Source organism: Actinoplanes lobatus, from assembly GCF_014205215.1.
Taxonomy (GTDB): domain Bacteria; phylum Actinomycetota; class Actinomycetes; order Mycobacteriales; family Micromonosporaceae; genus Actinoplanes; species Actinoplanes lobatus.
In genome coordinates this window covers 4,550,503-4,572,265 of record NZ_JACHNC010000001.1, presented here as the reverse complement: position 1 = coordinate 4,572,265, position 21,763 = coordinate 4,550,503, and the positions used below count along the sequence as shown (strand labels likewise).

At 71.3% G+C, this 21,763-nt stretch carries 20 protein-coding genes; 13 read left to right on the top strand and 7 right to left on the bottom strand.

Annotation, left to right across the window (positions count from 1 at the left end; all coding sequences use genetic code 11):
* Positions 1-822 precede the first annotated feature (822 nt).
* Positions 823-2,124 (top strand): EAL domain-containing protein, encoded by a 1,302-nt coding sequence (locus BJ964_RS21065; protein WP_188122261.1) that lies wholly within the window; start codon positions 823-825, stop codon positions 2,122-2,124.
* 129 nt (positions 2,125-2,253) lie between these two features.
* Here the strand turns inward: BJ964_RS21065 and BJ964_RS21060 are convergent, their stop codons facing one another.
* Positions 2,254-2,511, bottom strand: a complete 258-nt coding sequence (locus BJ964_RS21060) for a hypothetical protein (protein ID WP_188122260.1) — start codon at positions 2,509-2,511, stop codon at positions 2,254-2,256.
* A gap of 58 nt (positions 2,512-2,569) precedes the next feature.
* Here BJ964_RS21060 and BJ964_RS21055 point away from each other — a divergent pair, with 58 nt between their 5' ends.
* Positions 2,570-3,007, top strand: coding sequence for a hypothetical protein (locus tag BJ964_RS21055; RefSeq protein ID WP_188122259.1), 438 nt, complete (start codon positions 2,570-2,572; stop codon positions 3,005-3,007).
* A 679-nt stretch (positions 3,008-3,686) separates the two neighbouring features.
* Here the strand turns inward: BJ964_RS21055 and BJ964_RS21050 are convergent.
* The 4 genes from BJ964_RS21050 to BJ964_RS21035 all read right to left on the bottom strand — a co-directional run bounded on the left by BJ964_RS21050 (position 3,687) and on the right by BJ964_RS21035 (position 9,805).
* Positions 3,687-4,619, bottom strand: coding sequence for a zinc-dependent alcohol dehydrogenase (locus tag BJ964_RS21050; protein WP_188122258.1), 933 nt, complete (start codon positions 4,617-4,619; stop codon positions 3,687-3,689).
* A gap of 49 nt (positions 4,620-4,668) precedes the next feature.
* Positions 4,669-6,324 carry an HAL/PAL/TAL family ammonia-lyase gene (locus BJ964_RS21045; protein ID WP_203832486.1) on the bottom strand — a complete coding sequence of 552 codons (1,656 nt, stop codon included), beginning with the start codon at positions 6,322-6,324 and terminating at the stop codon, positions 4,669-4,671.
* Positions 6,325-6,527: 203 nt separating this feature from the next.
* The gene (locus tag BJ964_RS21040; RefSeq protein WP_188122256.1) at positions 6,528-8,174 is read right to left on the bottom strand and encodes an AMP-binding protein; all 1,647 of its coding nucleotides are present in this window, start codon (positions 8,172-8,174) and stop codon (positions 6,528-6,530) included.
* A gap of 662 nt (positions 8,175-8,836) precedes the next feature.
* Positions 8,837-9,805: a calcium-binding protein gene (locus BJ964_RS21035; protein WP_188122255.1), complete on the bottom strand. Its 969-nt coding sequence runs from the start codon at positions 9,803-9,805 to the stop codon at positions 8,837-8,839.
* Between the two features lie 54 nt (positions 9,806-9,859).
* Between BJ964_RS21035 and BJ964_RS21030 the strand changes: the two genes are divergently transcribed.
* Positions 9,860-12,805, top strand: coding sequence for a helix-turn-helix transcriptional regulator (locus BJ964_RS21030; RefSeq protein ID WP_188122254.1), 2,946 nt, complete (start codon positions 9,860-9,862; stop codon positions 12,803-12,805).
* Between the two features lie 9 nt (positions 12,806-12,814).
* On the opposite strand, the gene BJ964_RS21025 is transcribed toward BJ964_RS21030, so the two are convergent.
* Positions 12,815-14,047: a sensor histidine kinase gene (locus tag BJ964_RS21025; RefSeq protein ID WP_188122253.1), complete on the bottom strand. Its 1,233-nt coding sequence runs from the start codon at positions 14,045-14,047 to the stop codon at positions 12,815-12,817.
* A complete protein-coding gene (locus tag BJ964_RS21020; RefSeq protein ID WP_188122252.1) occupies positions 14,044-14,700 on the bottom strand; it encodes a response regulator transcription factor in 657 nt (218 codons plus the stop codon). Before BJ964_RS21020 ends, BJ964_RS21025 begins: the two co-directional genes overlap by 4 nt.
* 108 nt (positions 14,701-14,808) lie before the next feature.
* On the opposite strand from BJ964_RS21020, the gene BJ964_RS21015 reads away from it, so the two are divergent.
* The 10 genes from BJ964_RS21015 (at position 14,809) to BJ964_RS20970 (ending at position 21,762) form a co-directional block, all read left to right on the top strand.
* Positions 14,809-15,351, top strand: coding sequence for a hypothetical protein (locus tag BJ964_RS21015; protein ID WP_188122251.1), 543 nt, complete (start codon positions 14,809-14,811; stop codon positions 15,349-15,351).
* Positions 15,348-16,382: a peptidoglycan-binding protein gene (locus BJ964_RS21010; RefSeq protein WP_188122250.1), complete on the top strand. Its 1,035-nt coding sequence runs from the start codon at positions 15,348-15,350 to the stop codon at positions 16,380-16,382. Before BJ964_RS21015 ends, BJ964_RS21010 begins: the two co-directional genes overlap by 4 nt.
* Complete coding sequence (locus BJ964_RS21005; protein ID WP_203832487.1) at positions 16,379-17,035, top strand: ABC transporter ATP-binding protein; 657 nt, start codon at positions 16,379-16,381, stop codon at positions 17,033-17,035. The genes BJ964_RS21010 and BJ964_RS21005 overlap by 4 nt, the downstream gene beginning before the upstream one ends.
* A complete protein-coding gene (locus tag BJ964_RS21000; RefSeq protein WP_188122249.1) occupies positions 17,032-18,225 on the top strand; it encodes an ABC transporter permease in 1,194 nt (397 codons plus the stop codon). The genes BJ964_RS21005 and BJ964_RS21000 overlap by 4 nt, the downstream gene beginning before the upstream one ends.
* Before the next feature lie 220 nt (positions 18,226-18,445).
* Positions 18,446-18,613 (top strand): hypothetical protein, encoded by a 168-nt coding sequence (locus BJ964_RS20995; RefSeq protein WP_188122248.1) that lies wholly within the window; start codon positions 18,446-18,448, stop codon positions 18,611-18,613.
* A gap of 63 nt (positions 18,614-18,676) precedes the next feature.
* Positions 18,677-18,859, top strand: coding sequence for a hypothetical protein (locus BJ964_RS20990; RefSeq protein WP_188122247.1), 183 nt, complete (start codon positions 18,677-18,679; stop codon positions 18,857-18,859).
* Entirely contained in the window at positions 18,856-19,038 is a 183-nt protein-coding gene (locus BJ964_RS20985) for a hypothetical protein (protein WP_188122246.1), read from the top strand. The genes BJ964_RS20990 and BJ964_RS20985 overlap by 4 nt, the downstream gene beginning before the upstream one ends.
* A complete protein-coding gene (locus tag BJ964_RS20980; protein WP_188122245.1) occupies positions 19,035-19,553 on the top strand; it encodes a TlpA family protein disulfide reductase in 519 nt (172 codons plus the stop codon). The genes BJ964_RS20985 and BJ964_RS20980 overlap by 4 nt, the downstream gene beginning before the upstream one ends.
* Positions 19,550-21,376, top strand: coding sequence for an ABC transporter ATP-binding protein (locus BJ964_RS20975; RefSeq protein WP_229806993.1), 1,827 nt, complete (start codon positions 19,550-19,552; stop codon positions 21,374-21,376). Before BJ964_RS20980 ends, BJ964_RS20975 begins: the two co-directional genes overlap by 4 nt.
* Positions 21,373-21,762 (top strand): S26 family signal peptidase, encoded by a 390-nt coding sequence (locus tag BJ964_RS20970; protein WP_229806992.1) that lies wholly within the window; start codon positions 21,373-21,375, stop codon positions 21,760-21,762. The genes BJ964_RS20975 and BJ964_RS20970 overlap by 4 nt, the downstream gene beginning before the upstream one ends.
* Position 21,763: the final 1 nt, after the last annotated feature.

The following is a 21,763-nucleotide window of genomic DNA, read 5'->3' as shown; positions in this document are numbered from 1 at the left end:
TAGCCCTCGTGAGATCGCCTCACCGTTGCTCCGGCAATCTGACGACGATAGCGCGCTGGCAAGCCGAACTTCACGGAACATGAATCCATTGAGCGCAGGGGGCCGGGCTGGCATGGATGCCGATCTTGAGAGCGAGTTGCGACAACTGCGTGAGCAGGCGACGACGCACGTCAGCTGGTGATCGAGTCGGACGCCGATAACGCGGCGGACTGGCCGCCGCCGGCTTTCAAGCTCTTCGCGCCGAGCATCCCGAAGTGACCACCTGGTACGCCGCCAGTGGGCACATGCCCGACTCGAAATCCTTCTGGGCCGCGGTCGGTGCCGACGTTCCGGGCGGCTACAGCTCACAGGAGTTGTGCATAGCGGAACGTAGCGGTGTCTCTCAACCCACACGACCGCACCGCACGCCCACCTACCGCGATCGACTCCCGCCGACCGACCCGCCGAGCACGACATCCTCCATCCAGATCTCGCGGCCGGCGCATCGGGCCCCCGGGGGATGTGGTTGCAGAGGACGGCCCCGCCTATCCGGCCTCTTCTATGTCGGCCGTCACCCTCGCCCGCGGCGCTGCCGGGTTGGGGCCACACCCCTCCGTTGGCCGATCTGGTGTTCCCCTGGCGGGCTGCGGTACAGGTTGAAAAAGTCAATGACGGCGCCATGCGGTGGCGCCGCTGATGTCGATGCCAAAGCAGCCGGCCGGCAGTGTGCGGTGCCCTACGTCACACGTCGGTGTCGTAAGGCGAGTCGGGGTATGCCGCCGATAGAAGGGCGCTAGCAGAGGGCCGGGCGGCTCCGTGATCTGTAGAAAAGGGCGAGACCGTATGACGATGCTGTTCCTGCGCGAGACGCCACTGCCCACCTCGGTGGTTACGGTGGCCGGGCGGTTGAGGACACCACGGCCGACCGAAAGCACGACGATCGAGAAGATCGTGGAGCAGCGGCTGTTGACCACTGAGTTCCAGCCGGTGCTCAGCCTGGACAACCGACACGTGGTCGGCTTCGAGGCCTTCGCCCGGGGCCCGGTGAACACCCCGTTCGCCTCCCCCGCCGCGATGTTTACCGCTGCGGCGGCCACGAACCTGCTCGCCGAACTCGACATGCTCGCTCGGACGGTCGCCGCGGACGCCGTCCTGAAGGTGGCCCTGCCCGACAAGACGCTGCTGTTCGTCAACGCGCTGCCCCAGGGGCTGCTCGCCGAAACCCCCGACGAGTTCGCCGCCCAGCTGCGCGAGGCTGTCGACCGGCACACGGTCGTCGCCGAGATCGACGATGCGGTGCTCACCGGCGACCCGCTCACCGCGCTGGCCGCAGCCGAACGGGTCCGTGCCCTCGGCGTCCGGGTGGCCATCGACAACTTCGGCGCGAGCACCGACGCGCTCGCGTTACTTCCGATCCTGGCACCTGACGTGATCAAACTCGACATGGCTCTGCTGGCCAATGCCCCCAACGCGCACACCGCGATGGTGCTGGACGCTGTGGCCGGCTACCGCCAGGCCACCGGCGCGCTCGTCGTCGCCCAAGGCGTCGAATACGACCATCAACTTCCGGTCGCCACCAGCCTGGGCGCCCGGCTCGGGCAGGGCTACCTGTTCGGGGCAGCCGCGACGGTCCCCCAGCTATCCAGCGAAGGCGTCGACCGCATCACCCTGCCGAGAATGGTCACGGCCGATGACGACGACTCCGACCCGCTCGTGCTGCCCGGCGAGGAGATCATCGCGCCGGGAGCCCTGGTGCGGGAACTCGCCGCGCGTTTGGAAAGCACCGCCACAAACAGTGACATCCCCGCTGCGATGGCCATCGTCTGCCCGAACGGCCGGTTCCCCTCCGGGGCACCGCTGGCCACCGCAAACCAGCTCGCCCGTAACAGCGCGATGACCGTCCTGCTCGCCCCCGACGCGGATCTGCGACCGATCCGACGCGTGCACATGGCGGCCCTGTCGAACAACAACCCGCTGTTCAACCACACCGCCATCGCCATGATCACCCCGTCTACCGCCGCAGCCCTGGTCGCCACGGCTGTCCCGGACAGCGAGGACTTCTACACCTACCGGTTCAGCCGGGACCGGGACGTGGCCACCAGACTGCTACGCCACCTGATCACCCGCGCCGTCGAGGACGAATAGCTCTGGTCGGGTCACCCGGGGGAATCTCACCTCCGGGTGACCTCACCTGGGATCACGCCAGGCGCGGGGCCAGGTAGCTGCGCAGGTCGGACTTCGGTTCGGTCATGATCGAGGGCACCTTCCGTCAGGTCAGATGCCGAGCCTGCTGTAGATGCGGGAGGCCATCTGGGCGGCCAGCCGGCCCCAGCCGTCGGTGTCGGCGCCCGGGCCGGGGTTGGCGCGGGCGTTGAGCTCGCCGAGCAGCTCGGCCACCACGATCAGTTCCTCCTCGCCGAGCACCGGGACGCCGGCGTCGTCGGCGTGCTGCTCGAACCTGGCCTTGAGACCGTCGAGCCGCTGCTCGCGGGTGAGCAGCTCGCCGACGTCGAACGGATCGGCGGCCGGCACGGGGCCTGGCGCTCGATCCCGACGATCGTGGCCCGGGCCCGCGCCGAGACCTACGCCGGTGCGGCTGCTCCGCCTGGCCGGAATCGGCGGGCTGCGCCTCGCGGTCGCGGTCGCCGGAGCGGCGGAGGCGGAGAAGAAGAAGGAGAAGAAGAGGCCGCGCGGGGCTCCGACGGCTCGGCGACCGGCTCCAGAACGCCGCGAAAGCCGCAAACAACACCTGGATGACCTCCCAGGCCAAGAGCATCGCCGCGGCCCCTCCGGGCGGCAGGTCGTCCAGGAACGCCAGCAGGGTGCGGTCGTCGTGTTCCGGGGCCCAGGAGCGAATGATCCAGGCGATGCCGCCGATCAGGAACACGATCCCAGCGGTCAGGCCGAGGAACATCGCGGTCTTGCGGATCCGCAGCATGGCCCGGTGCCGGTGGCTGGTCACCGTGCCGTCGGCTTTGCCGCCCATGGCGGCGCCGGCCTGTTTGTACGTGTAGCCCCAAGCCGTTGACCAGCATCACGGCCTGGCGCTGATTCAGCGGGAGTCCGTCGGTCAGCTGGTCGACGAGCAGCCGGTTGATGGCGTGCTGTTCGGTGGGCGGGCGCCCAGGCGGTCGGGAGCTGGTCGCATCCCTCGACCTGGTCGGCCTCGCCGGGGTCTCGCTCGCCGTGGTCGAGGTTGCGTGGCGCGCCGGTGAACCGGCCGCCCTCGCGGGCTGCCTTCGCGATGATGCGGCGGGCCACGGTGAACATGTAGCGCTCGGGCAGCCGGATCGTGTCCCACTTCGTCATCAGGATGATGAAGGTGTCGTTGACGACGTCATCGCAGCCTCGGCCCCGGGAGCAGCGGCAGTTGCGGAAGGTGCTGGGCCGTCGGGACGCGGCGGCGTTGGTGGCGTTGCCGGGAGTGCGAGGGCGGGCAAATCCCAGCTGGCCGCCGGGTACGCGCGGTGGTGTCTGGCGCACGGGTTCGATCTGGTGGCGTGGATCAACGCGGAATCCGGGCCGGTGCCCGAACTCGCGGAACTCGCTGCGCATCTCGGGCCGCCAGGGTGGCGTCGCTGGAGCCGGAGCAGGCCGCGGCGGCAGCGGTGTGCCGATGGCTGGAACGTGACGGGCGTACCCGGCGGTTGTGGTTCGGGCACGGCGTGGCCTGGTTCAGCGGGATGCCGAGCAGGCTGGAGGTTTGGTCACCGTGGGCGGCAGGACAGGAAGGTCTTCCGTTCCTCGCCGGCGCCGTCGGCGGTGAATGCGTCGGTGAAGTCCTCCAGTGCGTAGGTGTCGCCGAGCAGATCCGTGACGTCGTGCTTCGCCAGGAAGGCCAGTGCTTCGGCGAAGGGCGCGTAGGACGCCGACTCGAGAACGAGTTCCTTGCGCAGGACGGCCCTCAGGCCGATCGGGACCGGGGCGGCTGGGCGGCTCTTCAGAATGATCCGGCCGCCTGGGCGGACCGCCCGGATCATCTCGTCGAATGCCGGCCCGGTCGGCCGGGTCTCGATGACGTAGTCGTACGCGTCCGTCTCCAACGGCGTCGCGGAGTCCTCCGCGTAGGTGTCCACGATGTCGAAACCGGCCGAGTGCAGGACGCGTTTGGTCAGCTCGGCGATCCGGTTGTCGCCGTAGACCAGACCGCGCTCCCGCGGGTGGATGGCGGTCTTCCGGACCGCCATCGCCGCGCAGACCGGCTCGGCGTACGCGCCTTCCCGGAAGGACAGGTGGTCCGGCAAGGGGTGCACCACGTTCGCGGGTACGGCGACGTACTCGGCGAACGCGCCGTGGCGCCCGACTCCCAGGAAGTCGTGGTGCGGGCAGCACTCCGGTTCGTCCGCCGCGCACCGTCGGCACAGGCCGCAGGGGATCACGGGCATGACCGCGACCCGGTCCCCCGGGGAGAACCGGTGTACCTCCGGGCCGAGGGCGACGACGACTCCGGCGAACTCGTGGCCGAGGATCAGCGGATCGGCGCAGGGCAGCAGCCCCTTGGCGGCGTAGATGTCGGTGCGGCACACTCCGGCGAGCTCGACTCCGATCAGGACCTCTCCATGAGCCGGTCGAGGTACCGGGACCTGGCTGACCGTCACCGAGGTGCCGCGTTTGACGACCGCCCGCATCCGCGTGGGCATCACATCCGCCACAGCGGGACTTCCCTTCGTTTCGCTCAGATGCTGGAAGTCAGAGGTCAGAGGTCATGTGAACCGTGGCAGGCCGTGCGCTCGTCGCGCCTGCCCGCAGTAGTGAGCCGTCGCGCATCGCGCCGAGCAGAGCCCTGATGTCGCCGTCCATGGGCCGATCGATGGCGGTGAAGGGGGCGAGTGTGCGGACCAGTTCGTGCACCCGGCGGGTGTGTGGCCCCATCAGCTCGGTCCCACGCAGGTCGACCGCCTGGCAGGCCGCCAGGAGGTGGATCGCGGTGACCTCCCGGGTCAGGTCGACCACGGTGCAGGCGTCCCTCGCCGCGATCGGCGACATGCTCACCTTGTCCTGGTTGTGCGCCCCGGTGGAGCGGGAGAAGACGCCGGCCGGTGTGGAGGTCTTGAGGGCCTCGGCGGTGGCGGCCGAGCAGGCCAGCTGCATGCCTTTGAAGCCGTGGTGCAGACCCGCCGCCCAGTCGTCCGCACCGACCGGCGCGACCAGGCCGGCCGTCAGACCGTTGTTGAACTTGTCGTCGACCAGCAGGGCCAGTTGCCGGTCCAGCAGATCGGCGACGTTCGCCACCGCGACCTTCAACGCGTCCATCGCCAAAGCGAGGTGACCGCCGTAGAAGTTGCCGCCGCTGTGCACCGTACCGGTCTCGGTGTCGAAGAGCGGGTTGTCGTTCGATGAGTTGATCTCGGTCTCGATCCAGTGGCGTGCCCAGTCGACGGTGTCCCTCAGCACGCCGATCACGTGCGGTGCGCAGCGGACCGAGTAGCGGTCCTGCACGCTGCGGTTCAGCCGCTGGTAGCCCCGCTCGCCCAGGGCGGTGCTGAGCCCCACGACTTGGCCGTGTTCCAGGGCCAGTTGTGAACCGGAGAGCAACTCGGTGATGCGACGCGCGCTTGCCACCTGGCCGGGATGCGGCTTGCTCTCGTGCAGGAAGGCCGCGAAGTGGCCGCGGTTGCCCTCGAGGGCCTCGCACGCCAGGGCTGTTGCCGTCTCCGCGAACTCGGCCAGTTCCGCGGCCCGGACGACCGCCAGCGCCGCGAACGCGGCGGAGAACGATGTGCCGTTCACGAGCGCGAGGCTGTCCTTCGCCTCCAGTTCGACCGGGCCCAGCCCGAGTTCGGCCAGGACCTCGGACGCGGGGCGCACCGAGCCCCGGTACAAGGTTTCCCCCTCGCCGATCAGGGGTGCGGCCAGGTGTCCCAGGGGGACCAGGTCGCCACTGGCGCCGACAGAACCCCGCTCCGGGACCATGGGGAGCACGTCGTGGCGCAACAGGTCCAGCAGGCGCTCCACGATGAGCGGGCGGACTCCGGAGTTTCCTCGCGCCAGGCAGTTTGCCCTGATCAGCAAGGTCGCGCGGCAGATCTCGGGTGTGGCGAGAGGGCCGGTGCCATTGCGCAGGAACCGCATCATGTTGCGCTGCAGTTCAGCGGCTTTGTCGACCGAGATCTGCCGGTCGGCACTGGCCCCGAATCCGGTCGTCACACCGTAGACCGGCTGCCCGGTGTCGAGGAGCTCCAGCTTGAGCTGCCTGGACCGCACCATCCGGGCGGCCGCCGTTTCGGCCAGTTCGACCGGGGCGTTCTGCCGCAGGGCCACGCGGACGACGTCCTCCACCGTGAGGCCGTGTCCGTCCAGGACGATGCTCGCGTGGGTTTCCCGCCCCGTGTCCCGATGCTGCACCGACCTCACCAGTCCTGTTGTGCTCACCTGTCTCCAGATCCGTTCTCGCAGATGTCGGCGGTGTCGTCGCCCTCGTCCGGCCAGGACTCGGACAGGCCATGTAGGCAAGGGGTGTCGGGGAGTGAACGGCCTCATCGGAGGGGAAGGGCCGGGAACAGCAGCACGGGGGCTGGACGTCCAGGAGTGGATCGAGTCCAGCTCCCTCAGCCCGCGGTCACCGCCGCTCGCTCCCTCAGCCGGTCGAGCAGGATCTTGCGGCGCACCTTGCCCAGTTCGGTGCGGGGGAACTCGGTGACGTGCTCGATCCGGGTGGGCAGGCAGAGCTCGCGGAAGCCGAGCCGGTCCAGGTGGTCGCGTAGGTCCCGCAGTTCCAGCGGGGTCGCGGAGATGACGGCGGCGCAGGGGGTTTCCCGGCCGTCGGTGTGTGGCCAGGGCAGCAGCACCGCGTCCTCGACACCGGAGTGGGTCAGCAGTGCGTTCTCGACATCGGTCACCGGGACCTGCCAGGCGTCGCCGATGCGTTCGGCCACCCGGCCGACGAACCGCAGTCCGCCCGTCCCGTCGGGCGTCACCAGATCACCCGTGTCCAGCCAGCCGTCGTCGGTGTCCGGGGACCACCTGACCTGCCCGCTGTCACGGCCGACGGTCGCCAGGCACACCGCCGGCCCGCGCACGTGCAGGCGGAAGACGTCACCGCGGTGGTGCGCGCGGCCTGCCGGCTCCAACCGGACCTCTCCCCCGTCCTGCCCCATTCGACCGAGACTCCGACTGGCCTGCTCCGGCGGATCCTCCGCGGCGGTGGTCAGCACGTTGCCGCACTCGGTCATGCCCCAGACGTTCCGCACGACGGGACACAGGCGCTCCCGCACGTCCGACAGGGTCACCGGGGGAATCACCCCTCCGAAACTGCAGACGGATTCCAGGCTCGACACGTCACGCGCCCGGCGCCGCTGTTCCTCGACGAGGGTTCGGAGCATCCGGGGCGAAGTCCGCAGCTCCGTGACTTTCGCCTCCTCGATCAGGTCCAGCCAGGTTTCCGGGGAACGGCTGTCACTGAAGAGCGTCGGGACGCCCCGCCAGGTGGCGTGGAGGGTCATGCGGAACGCCGAGACGAAGGACATTCCCGAGGTGAGGGCCCGGAGCTGCCCGGGGGCCGGAGCCTGCCGCGGTACCGCGTACAGCGTGTTGAGGCTGTGGGCGACCAGTTGGCTCTCGCCGGTGGTGCCGGAGGTCATCAGGAGTGCACACACCTCGTCAGACCCGAAAGGAACGAGGTCGGACGGCCGCTCGACGGTGGAATGACGGCCGTAGAAGACGTCGTCGAGACTGACCGCGTTCGTGGCGGCGGCGTCTCCGATGACGATCCGGTGCCGCAGGGAAGGCAGCCGGGGCGCCTGCTCCAGGAGCTGCCGCGCCTGCCCGACGCCGTCGTACTCGTCCGCCACCACGCAGGCGACCGCGCCGGTGGCCGCCAGCACACGCTCCGTCTCGAAGGAACCGGACAGCGTGTGCAGGGGGGCCACGATCGCCCCGACCCGCTGGCAGGCGATCATCAGGACCGCGGTTTCCCACCACGCGGGCAGCTGGTAGGCGACCACGTCTCCGCGGCCCACCCCGAGCCGCTGCAGGGCACCGGCCACAGCGTCCGCGCGAACGTCGAACTCCCGGAACGACAGGGCGATCAGCCGTTTTTCGCGTTGACGCCATGTCAGGAAGGCGGTCTCATCGGGCGCTTCCGCGGCGGATTCCCGCAGATCCTCCGAGAACGTCGCGTCGCGCCACCAGCCCTGCTCGCGGTAGCGGCGGGCAAGCCCGGTCGGCGCGACGATGGATTCCCATGCAGTACGCACACGTGCCTCTCACGTCGGGGTCGGATCTGCCGCTCCGCCGAAGCGGTGACCGTCGAACTGGCAACCCGCAGTGCACGCCCGGGTCGCAAGCCGCCTTCAACTGCCGCGCCGAGAACCTCTGGATCGGGCGTGGCCTGCACAACGAGTGATGTCCACGAGCAGACCAGCCGGCTCCCGTACGACCCACACGCAGACTTTACACACCAAAAGTAGTCAAGTGGCTTCTTTGGGTAATCAACGCTCACCGACCACGAACTGTGGGGCGGCGGCTCCTACGCCTACTTCACCGCGCAGTGATCGTCACTGACGTAGGCGGCCAGCACCGGTCCGGCGAGTTCACGCGATGGCGCGATCAGAGTTCTCGCAGCCAGCGGCGCATGAATCCATACCCCTGGGCCGCGTCCTCCGCAGCGAGGAGCCCGGACGGTCGGGCCACGACGATCGTCCCGAAATGTCCGCTCACGCTCACACGCTGAACGATCATCAATGTGGCGCTGCTGAGCCGCCACGGTCGCGAAGGAGACGTTGTTCGATTCCATACAGGCCTCACGGGCGCGGGCCGCGGCTGACACCGAAGCCTGGTCCGCCGCGATCGTGGCGGACCAGGCAGATCCAGCGCCGGTCGGTACGCGACACCGAGGATTCGGCCCGCGTTGCCTACCTCAGGACTCGCAGTTGCGTTTCACATCGCCGGTATCTGATGTGCACTTGTCGGAGCTGTCGCCGCCGTCGGAGGTGTCGTTGGCGGACACACCGTCATCCGCCGACAGGATGTCGCTGCCGCCTCCGCCGAAGAGCTCGTCGCTACCGAGCCCGCCGAACAGCTCGTCGGCCCCGGATGCGCCGAGCAGTTCGTCGTCGCCGCCACCACCGAGCAGTTTGTCGTCGCCGACCCCGCCGACCAGGAGGTTGTCGGCGACATTGCCGGCAACGAGGTCATCACCCGAGCCGGTCTGTGCGTTCTCGACATCGGTGAGGAAGTTGTCTCCCTCACCGGCGACGCCGTCGTCGGCGATGCCGTTGAGACTGATGTTCACGTTCGTGGTGCGATCCGCGTAGGTGCCGAGGTCGGATCCCGGTCCGCCGGAGAACCTGTCGGCGCCGTCCGCGGTGTTCAGCGACCGTGCGGTGTCGCTTCCGTCCTCGCCGTTGAGCGTGTCGTTGCCGGTTCCGCCGATGAGGGTGTCGTTGCCGGCTCCACCGCAGATGACATCGTCACCGGCGAGCCCTTCCACCGTGTCGTTGCCGCCGAGCGCGGCGATGATGTCGCGGTTCGCGGTGCCACTGAGGACGTCGTTGCCCGCGGTGCCGGTGATGGTGGCCGTGAGACCGGCACAGGTGACGACAGCCTGCGCACCGGCGGTGGGGAGAAGCAGGCCGGCTGTGGCGAGCAGCGTGACGGCCGTGCCGCCCGTCAGCGTGCGGATCCTGGCTTGATGACGGTTCATCTGTAGGGTGTTCCCTCCTCGATGTGGTGTCTCTCGAACAGAAGCGGGCCACCGGGCAGCGGCGACGGCCGCGCGCCCCCCGCGCGGCCGTCGGCAGGCGGAACGTACGCCCCACCTGGGAAGAAACTGCTCCCCCTCATCAATTTCCTCCTGGCTGCGGCCGCCCGGCGTGCCGCGCGCCACAACACCCGCCGCCAATGGAGTCTGTCGATGTACCGACCGCCTAGCATCTGGCGAATGCCATACCCGCGACCGTCCCGAGGCAGCAGCGGTCACACCTCCGGTGCGGCGTTCGTGGGGCGCGGCGCCGAGTTGCAGCGCCTGCATGCCGCGTACGACCAGGCGTCAGCCGGCGCGTGGGCCGTCGCCGAGGTCACCGGTGACCCGGGCATCGGCAAGTCGAGCGTGCTGGCCCGGTTTCTGGCACATGCCCGCAGCGCCGGCGCTCAGGTGTGTGCCGGGCAGGCCGTCGAGTCGGACGGGCACGTCCCGTACGGCCTGCTGGTCGACGCGCTCGGTGACGTGGTGAGCCGGCTGCCCGCCGCACGGTTGGCGGCGGCACAGGCCGACCTTCCGGTGCTGCGTGCCGTCTGGCCGCAGTTGCCGGGACCGTCGGATGCACCGGAGTCGATTCCGGCGGCGCAGCGCTATCGGGTGCACCGGGCCGTACGAAATCTTCTTGCCGTGCTGGCCGCCGGTGCCGGGAACGGGCCGTTGGTGGTGGCGCTGGATGACGTGCACTGGGCCGACGAGGGATCGACCGAGTTGCTCGGGCACCTGCTCAGGCATCCGCCGCCCGGACCGGTGCTGCTGTTGGCGGTGTACCGGCCACGGCAGCTGGCGAGCCGGTTACGCGGCGCTTTCGCCGACGCCGCTGTGACCGGGACGAGCGTACGCGTGGATCTGCCACCACTGACCGAGGACGAGACCGCGGCGCTGCTGCCTGACCGGCTGTCCCCGCGGCGCCGGCAGCAGCTGCATGTGGCCAGCGCCGGAAATCCGCTCTATCTCAAGGCGTTGTCAGCCGTCGCCGAGGTGGCGCCGGCCGAGCCGGTCAGGGGCCACCGCCCACCGGGTCAGGCCGGCCTGCCGGACCCGGTCTGGTCGGCGCTCACCGCCGAACTGGCGACGTTGACATCGACCGAACGGCAGGTCGCGGCTGCCGTCGCGGTGGCCGGCCCGGCGGCCGACATCGATCTGCTGTCCACCGTCGCCGCGTGCCCGGCACCCCGTGTCGTCGCCGCGCTCGACCGGCTCGCGACCCGGGACGTGCTGCGGCCCGTCCCCGGGATCGCGACGTTCCCGTTCCGGCATCCGGTGGTGCACACCGTCACCTACGAGTCGGCTCCGGCCGGCTGGCGGACAGCCGCGCACGCCCGCGCCGCGACCGCCCTCGCCGAGCGTGGCGCGGCGGCTACGGACCGGGCCTACCATGTGGAACGCTGCGCCGGGGTCGGGGACGCCGCGGCCGTCACCACGCTGAGCGAGGCCGCCGCTACGGTCCTGCCCGCGGGGCCGGCGACGGCCGCCCGGTGGTTGGCTACCGCGCTGCGCCTGCTGCCTGCCGGCGCCACCACCGACGCCGTCCGGTGGGACCTGCTGGTGCGGCACGCCGAGGCGCGGTCTCTGGCCGGGGACCTGTCCGGAGGCCGCGACAGCGTCCATGCGTTGCTGTCGCTCCTGCCGCGGCACCCCGCGGCGAAACGCGCCCGGGTGGCCGTGCTCGCCGCCACCGTGGAGCGGTTGCTCGGCAACGCGATGGAGGCGGAGGCGCTGCTGGCCGCGGAACTCGCCGCCTGTCCCGAGGCGCACGGCACCGCCGGGGTGACACTGCGGACCGGCCTGGCCACGTGCGCGGTGTTGCGCTCCGACCCGGCCGCGGCCGACCGGTGGACCGGGCAGGCGCTGCGCGACGCCAGGCGGGACGCCCGGCCGGCCCGGCTGGCCGGAGCCTTGGCGCTGGCCGCGATGGCCGGTCACCTCACCGGCGCGTTCACCGCCGCCGCGGCGCGGCTCGACGAGGCGGCCCGGATCCTGGACGGGCTACCCGACGACGACCTGGTGGAAGTTCTGCAACCGGTCGGCTTGGTGGGTGCCGCCGAGATCGCCCATGAGCGGATCCCGGACGCCATCCGGCACCTGAACCGGATCCTCGCGGTGGCCCACCGGCACCGGCCGGCACACGTGCTCACCGACCTGTACGGACAGCTGGGCACCGCGTACGCGTTGACCGGCGACCGCGACCGGGCGGCCGAGTGTTTCGACAACGAGTACGACGCCGCGCTGCTCACCGGCAGCGCGGCCCAATGCGGTACCGCGCTCAAACACCAGAGCTGGCTCGCGCTGTGGCGTGGCGACCTACCGGCCGCACTGCACCTGGGCGAGCGGGCACTCGCCGACGCCCGGGCGCAGCAGCACCCCCTGTCCTGGAGCTCCATGGCGATCTTCGCTCTCGCGCACCTGCTCGGCAACGACCCGGCAGCGGCGATCCGGCTCCTCGAGTCGGCCGGTGACCGGCCGCACAAGCCGACCATCGATCCGGGGGCGCGGATCCGCTGGTGGGAGGTCCGGGCGGCGGCATGCGCGGCAGCGGGAGACACCGATGCCGCCCGGGACGCCGCCGAACACGCGGGTCAGCTGGCCGCCGGCAGCAGTCTGCGCCGAGGCCGGGCACACGCGGCCATGGCACGCGGGTACGCCCTGCTCAACGACGACCCGGCCGGCGCCCTCGAGGCAGCCCGAGCCGCCGGCACACTCCTGGACCAGGCGGGCGACCTCATCGCCGCCGGACGTGCCCACCACCTCGCCGCGAACGCCCTGGCCGCGCTGCGCCGCCCGGCCCAGGCACGGGCCTGCTTCGCCGACGCCCGTTCCCGCTTCACCACGGCACAAGCGCCACTACTGCACGACGCCACCCTCCGCGACGAACGGCGGATGAACGCGCGCCGCTCACGGCCCGGCGATCACCGCACCCTGACCCCACGAGAGTCAGAGGTGGCCAGGCTGGTCGCCGAAGGACTGACCAACCGGCAGATCGCCGAGCGACTGTTCCTCAGCCCGGGCACGGTCGGGGTGCACGTCGGCCGGGTGTACGCCAAACTCGGGGTGGGACGCCGCGCCGCGGTAGCCGCCCGGCTCGCGGCCCCACCGCACGCCGCTGACCGGGCCGACGACCACCCGTAGGCCGCTGTCTCACCGGGGTCGCGGAGGGGCGGGGAACCGCAGGGAGATGCGGAGTCCACCGGCGGGCCGGGGCTTGGCGGTGATCTCGCCCCCGTGCGCGGTGACGACGGACCGGACGATCGACAGGCCGAGCCCGCTGCCGTCGACGGAGCCGGTGCGGCCGGACAGGCGGTGGAAGGGTTCGAAGAGGCCGGGTATCTCGTCGGCGGCGACGACCGGCCCGGTGTTGGCGACGGTGACCACGGATCCGGCGCAGGTCACCGTCACGTCTCCGGCCGGCACGTTGTAGGCGATCGCGTTCTGCAGCAGGTTCTGCACGGCGCGTTCGAGCAGCACCGGGTCGCCGATCGTCTGGGCCGGTGCCGCGGAGAACCGCAGGTCGACGCCGGCGGCGACGGCACCGGGCCGGGCGGCGTCCACGAGGCGGCCGGTCACCTCGGCGAGGTCGACGCGGTCGCGTGTGGTGAGCCGCTGCTCGGAGCCGGCGAGCACCAGCAGCCCTTCGATCAGCTTCTCGTGCCGGGCGTTCATCGCCAGCAGGGCCGTACCGAGCCGGCGCAGCTCGGAGGGCGGGTCGGGGTGGCTGAGCGCGACCTCGATCAGGGTCCGGTTGATGGTCAGCGGGGTACGCAGTTCGTGGGAGGCGTTCGCCACGAAGCGGCGCTGGGCGCCGAACGCGGCGTCGAGGCGGGCGAGCATGTCGTCGAAGGTGTCGGCGAGTTGCCGCAGCTCGTCCTGCGGTCCGCTGAGGCCGATGCGTTCGTGCAGGTTGCTTTCGGCCACCCGGCGGGCGGTCGCGGTGATCTCCTGCAGTGGTCGCAGGGTGCGGCCGGCCGCGAGCCAGCCGAGCCAGACGCCGATGACGCCGACCCCGGCCAGGGCGAGGGCGCCCTGGCGCAGCAGGGAGGTGAGGGTCTGCTGGCGGAACTGTTCCTGCAGCGTCTCCGCGAGCCGCATGGTCTTCTCGGCCTGCTGCCGCTGTTCGGGTGTCCAGTTCGGGTCGGGGGTGGTCGGCTGCGCCACGCCGGCGTCGTCCGACGGCTGCGCCACGCCGGCGTCGACGGCGGTGATCTCGATGCCGGGTATCGCCGCGACGACCGCGGTACGACCGAAGCTCGGGTTGCTCAGGGCGGACGCGAGCAGCAGGTAGGTGATGCCGAGCAGCGCGGCACCGACCAGCAGGAACAGTCCGCCGTACAGGGTGGTCAGGCGGGCCCGGATGGTCAGCCGGTGCGCCGTCACGGGATCTGGTACCCCACTCCGGTCACGGTGGTCACCACCTGCGGCGGCCCGAGCTTGCGCCGCAACGTCAGCATGGTGACCCGGACCACGCCGGTGAACGGGTCGGTGTGCTCGTCCCAGGCGCGTTCCAGCAGCTGCTCGGTGCTCACCACCGCGCCGTCGGCGCGCAGCAACTCCTCGAGCACGGCGAACTCCTTGCGGGACAGCGCGACGTGATGGCCGTCGCGGTACACCTGACGGCGCGACGTGTCGAGCCGGATGCCGGCGCGTTCCAGCACCGGCGGGGCGGCCGGGCGGGCACGCCGGCCCAGCGCCCGGACCCGGGCGACCAGCTCCGCGAACGCGAACGGCTTGGGCAGGTAGTCGTCGGCGCCCAGCGAAAGGCCCGCGACCCGGTCGGTGAGGCCACCGGAGGCGGTCAGCATCAGCATGCGCACGTCCCAGCCGGCGTTCATCACGGCCCGGCACACGTCGTCGCCGTGCACCACCGGCAGGTCCCGGTCGAGGACGAGGACGTCGTAGCTGTTGACGGCGAGACGTCGCAGTGCGGCGTCGCCGTCGTAGGCGGTGTCCACGGCGAGGGCCTGCAGCCGCAGACCCTCGGCTATCGAGTCCGCCAGCACGACCTCGTCCTCTGCCACCAGTACACGCATCGGGCCATACTGCCGCGCGAACCCGTTAGAAGGCTGTTAGCGCCAGCACTAATGATCATTTAACGGGCGAACTGGTGTGGTGGTTCCCGACTCGAGGGAGGAGCCACGATGACATTCGCCGACAGAACCCGGCTGTTCGTCGTACCGGTGCTGCTCGCGGCCGTGCTCAGCGGTTGCGCGGAGAAGAAGCAGGAGCCGTCGGTGGCGTCGGCCGGCGGGAAACCGCCGGCCAGTGCCGGTGTGCCGCAGGCGCAGGACGCGGCCGCGCAGGGCCGCAGATTCGCGCAGTGCATGCGGGAGAACGGCGTCGACATGGAGGATCCCGGCCCGGACGGCATGATGCGCGGGCTCGAGGTGACCAAGGCGAACGAGGCGAAGCTGACGGCCGCGTCGACCAAGTGCCGCGAGTTCCTGCCCAACGGCGGGGAGCCCGGGAAGATGCCGGCCGAGGACGTCGCGAAGCGCCGCGAATATGCCAAGTGCCTACGGGAGAACGGTGTGCCGGAGTTCCCGGACCCCGATCCGGAGACCGGCGAGTTCAGCATCGGCAAGGACAAGGCCGACGTTTTCGACAAGCTGGAGGCGGCGGCGCCGAAGTGCCAGCAGCTCGGCGGGGGTGCCGCCATGCCGGCCATCAGGGTGGACGGATGACCCGCCGAACGACGGCGATACTGCTGGTCACGCTGGCGACGCTCGGCGCCGCGGGCACGGCGGCGGTGATCCTCGGCCGCGAGAGGCAACCGGAGCCTGCCGCCGACGGCCCGGCGGCCACCACCACGGTGCGGCGCCAGACCCTCGCCGAACAAATCAAGATCAACGGCAGTCTCGGGTACGGGGACCCGGTGCCGATGAGGTCGAGCGCCACCGGCACCGTGACGTGGCTGCCGAAGGAGAGCGCCACGATCAAACGCGGCGGCACCCTGGTACGCGTCGACAACCGGCCGGTGGTGTTGCTGAACGGCGTCCTGCCGCTGTACCGCCCGCTGGCGCCCGGCACCGAGGGCCCCGACGTGCGGCAGTTCGAGCGCAACCTGCGCGCGCTCGGCTACGACGGCTTCACCGTCGACGACGAATACACCGCGTCGACCGCCCTGGCCGTACGGCGCTGGCAGGAGCGGCTCGACCTGCCACGAACCGGAACCGTCACCACGTCCTGGGCGATCGTGGCGCCCGGCAGCATCCGGATCGCCGAGCTCAAGGTACGGATCGGTGATCCCGGGACCGGTACGGTGCTCACCTACACCGGCACCGCCGCGGTGGTCACCGTCAAGGCTCCGGCCGCCGACGCCGCCTGGGCCGCACCCGGCGTGAAGGTGTCCGTGGCGCTGCCCGGCGGCAAACGGGCGCCCGGCAAGGTCACCCACGTCGGCGCGAAGGCGACCGGCGCGGAGGGTGAGGATCCGACGGTGCCGGTGACCATCTCGCTGACCGGCCGACCGGACGCCGGCGGCCCGCGCGAATCCCCGGTGGAGGTCACCTACACCGGCCGGCAGCGCAACGACGTGCTCACCGTCCCGGTGCCCGCCCTGCTCGCGCTGGCGGACGGCGGATACGGGCTACAGGTCGTCGAGAACGGCACATCCCGGTACGTGGCCGTACAGGTCGGCATGTTCGCCGAGGGACGCGCCGAGGTCAGCGGCGCCGGCCTGGCCGAAGGCATGACCGTCGGGATGCCGGCGTGATCCAGATGATCGACGTGGAGAAGACCTACCCGGGCGGTGTCACCGCGCTCGCCGGTGTCTCGGCCACCGTGGCCGCCGGCGAACTGGTCGGCATCGTCGGCCCCTCGGGCTCCGGCAAATCGACGATGCTGCACCTGCTCGGCGCACTCGACCGCCCGTCCGCCGGCACCGTACGCATCGACGGCCACGACGTGGCGAACCTGCCCGACCGGTCGCTGTCCGCCCTGCGGGCCCGCACCATCGGCTTCGTCTTCCAGCAGTTCCACCTCGCACCCGGGGTATCCGCGCTCGACAACGTCGCCGACGGGCTGCTCTACTGCGGCGTACGGCGGCGCGAACGGCGCCGCCGCGCGGCCCTGGCCCTTCAGCGGGTGGGCCTCGACCACCGGGCGGGCCACCGGCCGCACGAGATGTCCGGCGGGGAACGGCAACGGGTGGCGATCGCCCGGGCCGTCGTCGGCGACCCGGCGGTGCTGCTCGCCGACGAGCCGACCGGCAACCTCGACTCGAACGCCAGCGCCACCGTGATGGCGCTGCTGCACGGCCTGCACGCGGACGGCGCCACCGTCGTGGTCATCACGCACGATCAGAAGATCGCCGCGGAACTCCCCCGCCGTCTGACGATGCGCGACGGCCGGCTGGGTGAGTCGTGAGCGTGCCGACGAGACCGGTACCCGCCCGGCTCGCCCCGGACGACGTGGTCCGGGTCGGGGCCGCCGGCCTGCGTACCCGGCCGCTGCGGATCGTCCTGTCGGCGCTGGGCATCGCGATCGGCATCGCCGCGATGCTCGCCGTCGTCGGGATCTCCGCGTCCAGCCGCGCCGAACTTGACCGCACCCTGCGCGCCCTGGGCACCAACCTGCTGACGGTGGCGCCCGGCAACACCCTCGCCGGTGCGCAGGCAGAACTGCCACCCGAATCAACGGCGATGGTACGGCGCATCGGTCCCGTGCAGAGCGTCACCGCCACCGGCCGGCTCGCGGCGAAGGTCTACCGCAACGAGTACATCCCCGCGGGGCAGAACGGCAGTATCTCCGTGCTGGCCGCGCAGGCGGACCTGCTCGAACACGTCGGCGCCCGGCTGACCGCGGGACGCTGGCTCACCGAGGGGGCCGACGGGCCGACCGTCGTACTCGGCGCCGGTACCGCGCAGCGCCTCGGCATCGACTCACCCGGCCCCCGGGTCTGGCTGGGCGGCCGCTGGTTCAGCGTGGTAGGCATCCTGGCGCCGATCCCGCTCGCGCCCGAACTGGACTCGGCGGCGCTCGTCGGCTGGCCGGCGGCCCAGCGCCTGCTCGACTTCGACGGATCACCGACCACCATCTACACCCGCACCGCGGACGCGTCGGTCGAGCAGGTCCGCGCCGTACTCGCCGCGACGGTCAACCCGCAGGCCCCCAACGAGGTGAAGGTCTCCCGGCCCTCGGACGCGCTGTCGGCGGCCCGGGTGGCCGACGACACGCTCAACGGGATGCTGCTGGGGCTGGGCGCGGTCGCCCTGATCGTCGGTGGGGTCGGTGTCGCCAACACCATGGTGATCTCCGTGCTCGAACGCCGCGCCGAGATCGGCCTGCGGCGGGCCCTGGGCGCCACCCGAGGGCAGATCCGCCTGCAGTTCCTGTGCGAATCGCTGCTGCTGGCCACTCTCGGCGGCGGCGCGGGCATTCTGTTCGGCTCCATCGCGACCGCCGGCTACGCCTGGTACCGGACGTGGCCCGCGGTGATACCCGGCTGGGCGCTCATGGGCGGCCTCGCCGCCACCATCGCGGTCGGTGCGGTGGCGGGCCTCTACCCCGCGGCGGCAGCGGCCCACCTCGCACCCACCGAGGCACTGACCCATTGACGCCTCGGGCTGATCATCGCGGCCGTCGCGGTGATGGAAGGCCGCGAGGCCTGGCGCGGCGACGCCTGCTGCGCCGACGAGCGGATTTCGAGGTGATGTACGGCGGATGAGGCCCGTCAAGCGGACGCCAAGCACACGCCAAGCCGACCGCAACCGCCTCGCGTCAGGATCATGCCCGGCCGGCATCAGCCGGTCGGGATCTCATGGGAGGAATGACGCGATGAAGCTCCTCAACGCGCTCGGAGACCGGGTGATGGGTCTGGTGCTGCCGAAGGCGACCGTGTCGGCGGCCGCCGCGGTCACCTGCTGGAACACCGGCCAGAGTTGCGGTGTCGGCAAGACCCGCTACTGCTGCAGCACCGGAAACTGCTACTGCACCCCCGGCTGATGTGACCGGACGCGGGTCCGGGCGACCGTGTGCCGTCCGGACCCGCACCTGACGGGAGGTGTCATGGCGTACGTCGCGATTGCCGGTCGATGCCTGATCGGTGTGGTCTTTCTCTGGGCGGTGGTGGGCAAGCTCCACTCGCGATCGGCTTTCCACTCCTTCGCCGCGTCGCTCCGGGAGCTGCCGGGCATGTCCGGCCGGAACCCCCGGGCGGTAGCCGGCCTGACGGACTGCTCGTCGTCGTGACGTCGGCCGCCGCGGTGGGCGTCGCCGGCTCCGGATCCGCCCAGCCCGCCGGGATGCTGGTGGCGATTCCGGCCGGTGTGCTGGGCGCGATCGTGCTCGTGTTCTTCGACGACATCGTCGAACTGTTCGCCGACCAGCCTTCACGGCGTTCGGCGGTTACTCCAGGGAGATCCGGATGATTGTCATTGTCGCCGCCCTCGTGCTGGTGGGAGTGCTCGGCATGCTGAATCTCGTACTCACCGTCGGGGTCATCCGCCGCCTGCGGGAGTCGCAGGGCCATCACCCCGGTGGCGCGGACCCGGTCCTGCCGGTAGGTACGGCCGTCGGCGAGTTCACGGCGACGACGATCGACGGCGATCCGGTGGACGCCTTCCCCGCTCTGGTGGGCTTCTTCTCGCCGGGCTGCGCGCCGTGCACCGAGCTGCTGCCGGAATTCGCCGACTATGCCCGGCGGATGCCCGGCGGCCGGCAACGGGTGCTCGCGGTGGTCGCCGGCACTCCGGAGACTGCCGCCGACTACGTGAGCGTTCTCTCCGAAGTGGCGCGGGTGGTCGTCGCTTCCGCGGACGCCCCGTTGCCGCGGGCGTTCCGGGCCACCGCGTTCCCGGCCGTCTACCTGCTCGACGCCGAGCGGCGGGTACTGGTCAGCGGCGGACGGATGGACTCCTTTCCGGCGCCGGTCGCGGCGCGGTGAGCGGCACACCGTCGGCGCGCGACCTCCGGGCCGCGGCCACCCAGGCCGCCGATCTGACGGTACGCTCCGCGCCCGCCGTGGTGGCCGGTCATCTCCTGGTGATGGTGCTGGAGTCGGCCGTCCCCGTCGCGACGGCCTGGCTCACCAAACTGGTCCTGGACGGTCTGACCCGCGCGGCCCCGACCGGCACGGTCCTGTGGCTGGTCGCCGGGCTGGCGGTGATCGGTGTGCTCGCCGGTGCCGCGGGGTCGTCCGGCGAGTACCTACGCGCGGAACTCGGCCGCCGTGCCGGGCGGCGGGCCATGGACCGGCTGTTCGCCGCCACCGAACGTTTCACCGGTCTCGGCCGATTCGAGGACCCGCGATTCCTGGACCGGCTGCGCCTGGCACAGCAGGGCGTGGACAGCTCGCCCGACTTCGTCACCGGCGTCTTCGGCCTGGGCCGGGCGTCGCTGACCCTGATCGGGTTCGTCGGCTCACTGCTGGTGCTGAGTCCCGTCATGACCGGAGTCGTGCTCGCGGCCGCCGTACCGATGCTGGTGATGGAGATCCGGTTGTCCCGGCGCCGGGCGGCGGTGGCCTGGCAGGTGGGTCCCGCCGAACGTCGCGAGCTCTTCTATCGCACCCTGTTGACCAGTGTGGACGCCGCGAAGGAGATTCGCCTGTTCGGGTCCGGCCGCTTCCTGCGGCAGCGAATGACCGCGGAGCGATCCGCGGTGGACGCCGCCCGCCGCCTCATGGATCTGCGCACCCTGCGGGTCGAGGGGACGCTGGCGGCGCTCGCCGCGCTGGTCGCCGGCGGTGGCCTGGTGTGGGCGGTACTGGCCGCCACCCGCGGGATCCTCACCGTCGGTGACGTGTCGATGTTCGTCGCCGCGGTGGTCGGGGTGCAGGGCGCCTCGCGTGCCATGGTCTCGGAGTTGGCCACCACCCATCACAGTGTCCTCATGTTCGACCACTACCGGGCGGTCGTGCAGGCCGGCCCGGACCTGCCGGAACCGGCGCGGCCCCATCCCCTGCCGGCACTGCGGCACGGTCTGCGGCTGCGTGATGTCTGGTTCCGGTACAGCGACGAGCACCCGTGGATCCTGCGCGGGGTGGACCTGTTCGTGCCGTACGGCGCGACGGTCGCCCTGGTCGGCCTGAACGGAGCCGGCAAGAGCACGCTGGTGAAGCTGCTGTGCCGGCTCTACGACCCGCAGCGGGGTTCGATCACCTGGGACGGCGTCGATCTGCGGGAGGTTTCCCAGGCCCGGCTGCGGGACCGGATCAGCGTCGTGTTCCAGGACCACATGAACTACGACCTGACCGCCGCGGAGAACATCGCGCTCGGCGACATCGGCGCTCTGGAGGACCCGTCGCGGATCCGGGCCGCCGCCGGCCGGGCCGGGATCCACGACACCCTGACGACCCTGCCCCGCGGCTATGACACCCTGCTGACCAGGATGTTCTTCGAGGGCGCCGAGCCCGGTTCCGGCGCCAGCGGAGTGGTGCTGTCCGGCGGGCAGTGGCAGCGCCTGGCATTGGCGCGGGCACTGGTCCGCGACCGGCGCGACCTGATGATCCTCGACGAACCGAGCTCCGGGCTCGATCCGATGGCCGAGCACGAGGTGCACGAGCGGGTCCGCGACCACCGGGCCGGAGCGACGAGCCTGCTGATCTCCCACCGGCTCAACACGGTACGGCGGGCCGACCTGATCGTGGTGCTGGCGGACGGCAGGATCGTCGAGCAGGGCGACCACGACACCCTGATGGCGGCCGGCGGCGGCTATGCCGCACTGTTCCGCCTGCAGTCGGAGGGCTACCGCGAGGCGGTCGGGTGAGATCGCTCGGTCTCTGGAGATGGACCCGGCACTGGATCGCCGTGGTGGACGGGCGGAGCATGGAACCGGCCCTGCGGGCGGGGGACCGGCTCCTGATCCGGCGGTGCACCCCGGCTCAGGTGCGCCGGGGTGCGATCGTCGTCGCCCGCGAGCCACTGCCGACCCTGCCGGTGGACCGCGTCATCGTGAAACGTGTGGTCGCCGTGCCCGGTGACCCGGTGCCCCGAGATCGGGTGCCCGCACTCCGCGACGTGGCCGGCGACGTGGTGCCGGAGGGCTCACTGGTCGTCCTCGGCGACAACCCCGCCGAGAGCCGGGACTCCCGCGAATTCGGTTACCTGGATGCCGGGCATCTGCTGGGCGTGGCGGTCCGGCCCATGCGCTGAC